The organism is Lysinibacillus sp. NPDC096418 (assembly GCF_044762775.1).
GTDB lineage: Bacteria > Bacillota > Bacilli > Bacillales_A > Planococcaceae > Lysinibacillus.
The window spans coordinates 22,591-31,593 of record NZ_JBIWEY010000047.1 but is presented as its reverse complement, the minus strand read 5'-3'; the positions used below and the strand labels follow the sequence as shown (position 1 = coordinate 31,593).

Genomic DNA, 9,003 nt, shown 5'->3' with positions numbered 1-9,003 from the left:
CTAGTCCGTCCTTTAATCTTGAAAGTCTAGTATATAAAAAATACCGGCAGTTAGCACACTCTTTTTCAAGTGTCCTAACTACAGGTACCATATTAGTTTAAGTTTTAAAACACGCCCCTTTATTCTTTTCACTTTCTTACCATTAATTTTGAGTTTCCTACAAATCGTTACTTACATGTAATAACGTCATTAATAGAATAAATCCTCACTGAATTTTCTTGAGAATTTTTTAAGACGCAAAGTTCCCCTTAGAATAAACTCGCTTGTTTATCCTAAGAGGAATATATGTTATTCATAACTACTATTTAGGGGTTAGTTTATTTCTGCCTGAAGATAAATCTTACGGGCTTCAGTATCTTACAGAATTTTATTTACATACATTAAAGATATTCAATTAGGAGATGTAGAACCTTTTACCATACCTTCTTCTGGATTAGATGAATAAGGATCCCATTGTTCTGGTGTCTGTCCACCTGGTTTTGATGTGAACTCCTCCCACTGTTCTGGTGTCATTTCTCCTCTTGGATTTGGAGATTCCCACTGCCGCTGATCAGGAGTATTTTCTTCTGAATACGAGTTATTATCTTGGTCCATATTGATTTCACTTTGATCCAGGTTTCCACCTAAATTCATCAAATTCGCAAATAAACCAATTGCTATTCCAATTGATACTAAGCCAATGGATGCTGCTATTTTCGTCCACATTTTTTCCACTCCAATTATATATTTGACTTCTATTCCAACTACATTTTTACAAACTAGTTCTTCTTCAAATTCTTACAAACCAAATTTTGTTTTTCAAGATAAACTACTTTATCAGATTGTTTAGCGACTTCCTGGGAATGAGTGACAACGATAATACATTTATTTTCTTTATGAGCTAGTTTTTTAAACAATTTTACAATTTCATCCGAAGTATTCTCGTCTAGATTACCAGTCGGTTCATCCGCGATTAATAAATCTACTTCACAAGATAATGCTCGAGCTATGGCTACACGCTGTTGTTGACCGCCGCTAAGTTGTAAAACCTTTCTTTTAGCTTCGATTTCCGACAAGCCAACCATTTCTAATAATTCAAGCGCTCTTCCCTTTTTATCATTTATAGAAACTCCTGTAATTTCCATTGCCGTGACGACATTTTGAAGAGCTGTCATATACGTAATGAGATTATACGATTGAAAAATAATTGAAACATATTTATTTCTATATTTATCTAAACCGATTTTCCGTATATCTTTTCCTTTGTACAGTACATGCCCTTCTTTTGGGTTATCTAATCCACTTGCTAAACTAAGTGCTGTTGTTTTTCCTGAACCTGATGGACCTAAAATGCTATAGAAACATCCTGTTTCAAAGGTGAAATTTACATTCTCTAATAAAGTATTCTTCTTATTATTACTTTGATAATAGTAAAATAGATTTTTAAATTGTAATATAGTGTCCATGTGACTCCTCCTACTCATCTTTTAATAGTATTTCTTTTGGATTTAAACGAAGAATTGACAACGCTGGTAGAAGTGTTGATAAAATCGCAATTAATAGCCCTAGGCCGCCTAAATTCAATACATCTTGTGATGATATACTGACATCAATATTGTCGATCGGTTCAACATCTTTTTCTTGTTTATTCATCATGCCCAACGAGAATCCTAAAGAATTTGATTCTTCTTTTTGATCTTCGGCAGCAATTACCTCTTGCTGTAATAAACTGTCGCCCATTTTTTGAGACACTGTTTTACCTGTAATGATAGAAATACCAAATGCTAGTACAGCTATACATAGTACTTCTACTAACAGTTGTCCTATTAATTTTCTCTTTTTTTCACCGATTGCCAATAGAATACCTAATTCCTTACGTCGCTCTTTTATGGTCAACATTATAATAAGACCTAATATAATGGATCCTGCAACGGATACTAAATAAACAATCATTTTGGAAGTAGCGGCAATATTCTCGATAGGGCCTACCATTTTTTGATATAAAGCATCATGCGCATCTAGCTTAAATAAATTGAAATCAATATTTGATTTCTTTGCGTCTGCTTTAAAATCCTGAATATTTTCTGGATCATTTAAGTAGTAAATTGCCTCGTTAATAGATACACCCTTTTTATCACTTTCTTCATATATTACTTTCGTCGCGTCATAAGTAGTGTATACTTTGTTAGATGGGTGCATCATAGCTGGTAAATTTTTCTCAAAGTCAGTTATCCCAGAGTTTTTGTATATCCCTATTATTTCTAACTCAACATCCGATGTTTCATCAGTTGATTTAATCTTTAACTTATCACCAACTTGAAGCTCGTTTTGTTCGGCTAACCGTTTTTCAATCAGAGCTACTTTCTTATTCGTATCCCCTGATGCTATTGAACGACCGTCAATTATTTCATTCGTTCCATCTGTGAATTCTTGTAATAAATCAGAACTTCTAACACCTTGGATAAAAGTATTAGGCATTTTCATATTTCCAGAGTGATTACCACTTACTGCTCCACTAACCCCATCTTCATCTTTGTCACCATTAATAGGCGTGTAATCATCTGCTAGAAGCATGTCACTTTTTAGATAGTTATAGTCTATTACATAGGGTGACTTCGCTAACTGGTCTGCTTCTTCAGCAAAAAGTTCAGGGTGTTGTATTTTTCCATTTGGATTCTCTTGTCGCTGTTTCGCCACATTTTCCATAAGCTTCTCTTCGTCCATTCTAAGACTCACGTCAACACCTAATGTTTGTCTAGCATGATCATTCGCCTTTTGAGAGACATTTTGAATAGCGAAACCCGCTAATACTAAATTGGAAACTACTAAAAATACAGTAAATAATATTAGAGATTTCCCCTTCCTTGCCTTAACACTTAAAAATGCTCGTTTGATAAAATTCATTTTTATTACCTCCTTGATAGCTATACTATATAGGGGTAATGTGTAGTTTATATGGAGATACTGCGAAGAGTATCTAGAGATATACGGGAGTTAATGTAGATCCCAATTATTACCTATGTTTGAGGATACACTCTAAAATAGATTTCCTTTCTTAGCACTCTTTATGCAGTTTTTAAGCCTACTTCAGCCTACCTGGTAAATAACGGAATCATCCTCAACCTAATAATAAGAAGAATTTGCTTCTAGCTTTTCATAGATTCATTAGCCTAATATAAAAAATAATTTTGATACCATTGAGTTATGTAGATTATTGTCGTAATATACCTATAAATAGTTGTGGGGGAAAGCAAATGAAGAAGAAAAATTTACAGTTACGAAGCATCTCAGGGAAGTTAATGCTACTAATCACAATTATTATACTTGTGACAGTTGTGATTATCGGCTCAACAAGTTATTTTGTTGCCAAAAATCAGCTCATAGAATCAGGTCAAAGAGAACTACAAAGCATTGTCGAGGGGGCCTATACTTCATTAGAATTGATTAATGAAGAAGTGGAAATTGGCAAAATAACACTAGAGGAAGGAAAAGAACAAGCGAGAATTATTCTAAATGGACCAGTAAATGAAAATGGAGAGTACGATTATCAAAAGTCCCGTTTTACTTACAAAAAAAATGGTTATATTTTAGCTTTTGACGAGGGTTTAGTGTTACAACTCCATCCTTCTAAAATAGGTGGAGCTCCTGCCGATGAACTAAACAGAAGTAATCGAGAAAAGATAGTTGCAGGCGGCAAGTCCAAAAATGAATCAGATCGCTATGTCGTTTATTCTGACAGACAGCCAGATGGTTCTTTTAAAGATAAAACATCCTATACAGAATATTTTGAGCCTTGGGGTTGGACTATTGGAATTGCTGTTTTTCAAGATGAATTTTATGAAGGATTAAACATTTTACAATATATTATCGTTGGTGCAACAGTTGTACTCATTATTTTAAGTTCACTTGTGTTTTATTTAGGTATTCGGAGGAAAATAAATACATTAAAAGAAGTAGCTGAAGCATCTACAAAAATTGCTGATGGTCATATAATTGTTACCAACCTACCGGAATCAACTGATGAAATTGGACAACTTGCGACTGCTTTTAATAAAATGTCACAGCATTTACGCACGCTCGTCGAAAAAACTAAAAATACTAGTGAACATTTATTGGATTCAGCGACTAACTTATCAGCAATTTCAGAAGAAACATCCGCTAGTAGTGATGAAGTTGGTAGAGCAATTACCGAAATTGCTACTGGTACACAAGAACAAGCCCATGATTTGGACAAGATAAACCGAACAGTCGAGCTATTATCAAGTTCTATAGAAACCACGGAGAAACAAAGTAAAGTTATGTACGACATTACAAAACATGCAGAAAAAATATCATCCGAGGGAATTGAAATAGTTCATCAATTACAACAATCAAATACTGATTCATTAGCAGCATCACAAGAAGTCAGTTATGAAATTAAAAATTTAAATAGTAAAATAAATCAAATCATACAGGTAATGGAAACAATTGAAACAATCGCAGAACAGACAAATTTACTAGCTTTAAATGCGAGTATTGAAGCAGCAAGAGCAGATGAGTATGGTAGAGGATTTTCAGTTGTTGCCGATGAAATAAGGAAACTAGCAGAACAATCGAAAAATGCATCTCACCAAGTACAAGGAGTGGTTTCATCCATTGTTTCAGAAACTACTAAAACAGTTGAAACTGTAGAAGGAACAATGGAGACTGCTAAAAAGTTAAATGATGATGTAGTTCTAACACAAAGTAAATTCAATCAGATGTCTGATTCTGTTAAACAAATTGTAGAATCGATATTAGCAGTTAATAAAGAAATGGACGTTATGACATCCTATAATAAGTCGATGAGTGAAGGAATCGAAAGTGCGTCCAGCGTATCAGAACAGACGGCCGCTTCAGTACAGGAAATTGCTTCTTCCATAGATGAGCACATTAAAGCAATTGCTGATGTTGCTAATGCTGCTGAAAAACTAACGGAATTAAATCGTGAATTAAATTCCTTAATGGAGCGATATACTTTATAAAAAGCTAGTGATGTTATTAACATGGTCTAAAACGGCTTTTAAGGGGGAATTGAAGAATCAACCTACTAAACAGAATAAATGCATCGAATCATTTGATTCGATGCATTTGTTTTATAATCTATTGTATGTTTCATCAAAAGTTCCAAACACTCTTACCCTTCAGTAATTGTAAAGTATTTAAACCGGTTATCTTTTGATATTTAGTCTTTTAATATAAAATGAACCATAAATTTCTAGAAAATAAACCATAAAGCTTCCAGCCATAGAGTAATAAGGCTTTACAGTAATAAATCGTTGTAAATTTTAAAAGACAAGGAGCAAATTATAGATAAATAAGTCACTTCATTATAAACTAAAAACACTTAAGGAAACATTATGATTTATATTATATCTTTAGGGAATTTTATGGTTTAAACCGTATGAAAGTATTAAATGAACCTAGCAATATATTGGTATTACACGGAATTCTTTCTCGAGTTATTTTATTATAATAAGAAAATCTCTATTTTCACTATTTCACTTTATATCCCAGAAGTATCACCAACTCTTTCCACCCTTCTTCCACTTCCTTATATAGGAAAATAGAATCAGAAGAATTTAATTCCTGTCTTATTTTATAAGTACTTGGATAGATTCCTTTTTGATGTAGATCGTTTGCAACTCTGCGGACTTCTTTTAAATATAATTCTACCTTTTTCATTTTCATTTCAGAAAGATATGTTTTATATCCTAGACTTATCTCCTTTGATAAATTAGGGCAGTATGCTTTAAATCTTTGTATTGGAATTCCCTTTTCTTTAGCTAATTTAGTTAAACTTATAGGTATATCATTATACATAGTGTCCCTTAGTATCTGAATTATTTCTGCTTCATTTTCTTTTTTTTCTTTATCTTGATGTACTAAATATTTTTCTTTATTTTTCTCGCATAAATAAAACAGAACCCGTTATGCTAAACCATCTACTTTAAAACGGCTTTTTTAACCGTCTGGCAGATTTTTTGTATTTACTAGTTCTTCATCAGATGCTTCTTTGATAATTTAAATGTAGCGATCATATAGGTAGATAACACTATTCCGATAGTTACCGAAAGCACCACCATTACAATCCACAGATAGCTTGGTATCATTTGCCCAAACACTTCATAAATTTCATTATTTCTACTTAATCTATTAAAGTTGGTCATGTTATAAGGGAAAAAATTACTTAGGTTATGTGTGATACCAAAGGAAGTAAACAGGTTACTGGGTAATGTAAGCATAAAAATCCAAAAGAATGTTGTTAATACCCCACCAGCCATTATTTTTTCTGTAATTACAGTGAAGAAAAAAATGGTGACTGTCATGAAAATAATTGCTACATAACCTATAAAAATATTTAATAGGTATTGCTCTAAAAATGTTAAATTCCAGGATGAAACAAAATAAAATGGATCACTTTGTATCGCAAGATTGTATCCGTTAGCTCCAAAAACAAGCAATTGAATAATTGTTAACATTATCACAAGTGAAAAATAAACAATGGAAGCAATTTCAAGTCCAGCTATCATTTTTGCTTTTATTAACATTGTTTTTCCATGTCTTGTTGAATTGCATAGCTCATTCATGTTTGTTTTCTCCGACCCACCAAATACCTGAAGCAAAAGAACCGATAGAATCAGCAGTACAATAAACAAAAGATTGGACATATCGTTGTTTAAGTTTTTCCATCCTTCGGAGTATCCGATAGGTAAAGGAGTTTCTATTTTTGAAGTCTTCATTTTTAAATGTTCTATTTGTTCCTCTGTGAAAATATCCAATGGTCTTAGCGCAGCAAATTCTATTGAATGGATTCGCTGCTCATAAAAATGTTCTATATCATGCTGTGTGAGTTCAGAAATATTCTTGTCTTGGTAGGTAGCAAGAAGTAATCTAATGGTGTTTATATTATAGAGATAATTACTTTTATCCACTTCGTTTACTATATCTGTTAGAAGTTCGTAATCAAGTAAGACATTATGCTCTACTTTCTTTGACTCTGCTAGATTCTCTTTTGCTGATATAACTACTTTTCCAGAGGAATCATATACATTATAAGAGTTAAAATTTTTCACAGCACTAAAGATTGAAAAGGCTAGGCCTACAATTATAATAAGCGCAAATATTTTTCTGTTTAATATTCTCTTACGCTCTACACGCACTATTTCTCTCACCTAAAATTCAACCCCTCAATGTATATCTTTTGTAAAAGCGTATAGTTAAAAAGCGAATGATCGTTAGATACAAAATAGCAATCAAAGCACTAACAAAAAAGTAAGGCATCATCACATTACTGATAAAAATAGGAGTGTCTAACGGTATGTTTGTTGAAAAATAAATTGGATTCAACTGCAATTGCAACATATTTTTCGTTTTTGCTAACTCAACAAGCATTAACAGACTGGCGATAGAACATACTGCAGATAGCCCTACATATTTTGTGCTAATGGATACCAACATAACAAAATTTGCAACAAGAAGTGTTCCCAATAATCCCATAGCTAACATTATTAAAATAGTTGTTCCTATGCTGATGTTGTACAAAGAGGTACGACGCAAAAGTTGTACTGACGCTCCCCAACCGTCCAGAGATGCAAATATACTATGTAATATGAGTATTGTTGCTATAAATATAAAGTAAACTGAAATGGAAAATAGGTTCCCAGCAATCACTTTTGCATTCATATTTTTCTTTCGTCCATAAGCACTTGCCAAACTTATTTCATCAATTCCGTTTCGGCTATCCTTTGAGAAAATACCACACAGGGCAAAAGATATTACTATTAGAAGAAGCCAGTATTGTGTTATAAAATCGATGATTACCTTTTCAAGTCCTAAATAGTAAGAAGCTTTAAACGGAGTTTTTAGCGAATCCACCTTGTTGTCTATTTTTTCAAGTTGTTCGTTAGTGTACTGAAACCACATGATTTCATTCCTATCTTTAATAAGCTTCTGTCTGTTTTGGATAACTTTCTTTACTCCCTTTTTATACTGTTCATAAAACGCTTCCTCTGATTTCAGGTAATCAAAATCAAATCGCATAGAAAAATTGCTTGTATTCTCAAGGTCAGCCGGGAAATTTAGTAAATAGCTTGCACTATTAAAACGCATCATATCCATGCCTAACCGATGTGAGAAATTTTCCTTTTCAATACTAGATTCAAATTCATCCACGATATTATCCAAATAATTTTGGTCTACTTGTCCTTCGAGGTTCTTTGATTCTTCTTTTAGCGTCCAGTATGCACCAACACCAGATACTTTTTCACCAGAGCTAGTTATTGTTGAGTTTTCATAATACATATAATAAATTCCCGCCATTATCATGGAAAACATCATTAAAGAACAAACTGCTAATATAGCGGTTTTACTCCAAAGCTTTTTAAACTCATAAAATATTAGTTTTTTCAACTGTGGTCTACTCCTTATAACTTAGTCCATCATGAATAATATCCCATGAACTCTCTTTTGACTCTCTCACTAATACCAGATAACTATAAACACCAGCTTCGGCAGTTTCATATTCAATCAGTAGGATATTTTCGTTCTCATAACCTGCTGCCACACCCTTATCACCTTCATCATAAATAGCATTCATTCTTGGGTCGATACACTGTGCAACATCGTAACCATACTTACGCTCAGGAACCTTAACCTCGTTTTTCAAATATTCGTGTATAAACTCCCAAAATGCTTCAGTTGTAAGATCAATAAACTCAGGACGGTTTTTTGTTTGTCCCGGAATTGCATCGTCACGCATGCTTAAACTTGTACTCACACCACCCGGTCCTACTTTTACGTTATCTGTTCTGTACTTCCTCATTTCTGCCAATGTTTTATCAAGTTCTGACTCCTTTTGTGCCTCAGGTAGTCTTTCAACTTCCCCCATGTCCATTGTATTTATATGATCTTTTCGAGAGCTGCACCCTGTAAATAATGTCATACCAATCACTGCTGCCAAAATAATCGCTAATCCTTTTGCTGCTTTCATTTTTTATCACCTCT

General features: G+C 33.2%; 8 protein-coding genes. 1 reads left to right on the top strand and 7 read right to left on the bottom strand.

Features of this window, described 5'->3' with window-relative positions; translation table 11 throughout:
• Positions 1–390: 390 nt before the first annotated feature.
• The 3 genes from ACIQZG_RS22555 to ACIQZG_RS22545 are packed head-to-tail and all read right to left on the bottom strand — an operon-like array spanning position 391 to position 2,883.
• Positions 391–705 (bottom strand): hypothetical protein, encoded by a 315-nt coding sequence (locus tag ACIQZG_RS22555; protein WP_402758088.1) that lies wholly within the window; start codon positions 703–705, stop codon positions 391–393.
• A gap of 53 nt (positions 706–758) precedes the next feature.
• The gene (locus ACIQZG_RS22550) at positions 759–1,445 is read right to left on the bottom strand and encodes an ABC transporter ATP-binding protein (RefSeq protein WP_402758086.1); all 687 of its coding nucleotides are present in this window, start codon (positions 1,443–1,445) and stop codon (positions 759–761) included.
• A 10-nt stretch (positions 1,446–1,455) separates the two neighbouring features.
• On the bottom strand, positions 1,456–2,883 hold the full coding sequence (locus ACIQZG_RS22545) for an ABC transporter permease (protein WP_402758084.1): 1,428 nt from the start codon (positions 2,881–2,883) through the stop codon (positions 1,456–1,458).
• Between the two features lie 350 nt (positions 2,884–3,233).
• Here ACIQZG_RS22545 and ACIQZG_RS22540 point away from each other — a divergent pair, with 350 nt between their 5' ends.
• A complete protein-coding gene (locus ACIQZG_RS22540) occupies positions 3,234–4,982 on the top strand; it encodes a methyl-accepting chemotaxis protein (protein ID WP_402758082.1) in 1,749 nt (582 codons plus the stop codon).
• Positions 4,983–5,493: 511 nt separating this feature from the next.
• Here ACIQZG_RS22540 and ACIQZG_RS22535 read toward each other — a convergent pair.
• The 4 genes from ACIQZG_RS22535 to ACIQZG_RS22520 all read right to left on the bottom strand — a co-directional run bounded on the left by ACIQZG_RS22535 (position 5,494) and on the right by ACIQZG_RS22520 (position 8,989).
• Entirely contained in the window at positions 5,494–5,820 is a 327-nt protein-coding gene (locus ACIQZG_RS22535; RefSeq protein ID WP_402758080.1) for a hypothetical protein, read from the bottom strand.
• A 170-nt stretch (positions 5,821–5,990) separates the two neighbouring features.
• Positions 5,991–7,172: a hypothetical protein gene (locus ACIQZG_RS22530; protein WP_402758078.1), complete on the bottom strand. Its 1,182-nt coding sequence runs from the start codon at positions 7,170–7,172 to the stop codon at positions 5,991–5,993.
• 7 nt (positions 7,173–7,179) lie between these two features.
• Entirely contained in the window at positions 7,180–8,409 is a 1,230-nt protein-coding gene (locus ACIQZG_RS22525) for a hypothetical protein (RefSeq protein WP_402758076.1), read from the bottom strand.
• A gap of 7 nt (positions 8,410–8,416) precedes the next feature.
• Complete coding sequence (locus tag ACIQZG_RS22520) at positions 8,417–8,989, bottom strand: hypothetical protein (RefSeq protein WP_402758074.1); 573 nt, start codon at positions 8,987–8,989, stop codon at positions 8,417–8,419.
• Between the last annotated feature and the right edge of the window lie 14 nt (positions 8,990–9,003).

What these genes read in the sequence shown, in the direction of transcription:
- ACIQZG_RS22555 (WP_402758088.1), bottom strand. Translation starts at nt 705, where the DNA reads ATGTGGACGAAAATAGCAGCATCCATTGGCTTAGTATCAATTGGAATA.
- ACIQZG_RS22550 (WP_402758086.1), bottom strand. Translation starts at nt 1,445, where the DNA reads ATGGACACTATATTACAATTTAAAAATCTATTTTACTATTATCAAAGT.
- ACIQZG_RS22545 (WP_402758084.1), bottom strand. Translation starts at nt 2,883, where the DNA reads ATGAATTTTATCAAACGAGCATTTTTAAGTGTTAAGGCAAGGAAGGGG.
- ACIQZG_RS22540 (WP_402758082.1), top strand. Translation starts at nt 3,234, where the DNA reads ATGAAGAAGAAAAATTTACAGTTACGAAGCATCTCAGGGAAGTTAATG.
- ACIQZG_RS22535 (WP_402758080.1), bottom strand. Translation starts at nt 5,820, where the DNA reads ATGTATAATGATATACCTATAAGTTTAACTAAATTAGCTAAAGAAAAG.
- ACIQZG_RS22520 (WP_402758074.1), bottom strand. Translation starts at nt 8,989, where the DNA reads ATGAAAGCAGCAAAAGGATTAGCGATTATTTTGGCAGCAGTGATTGGT.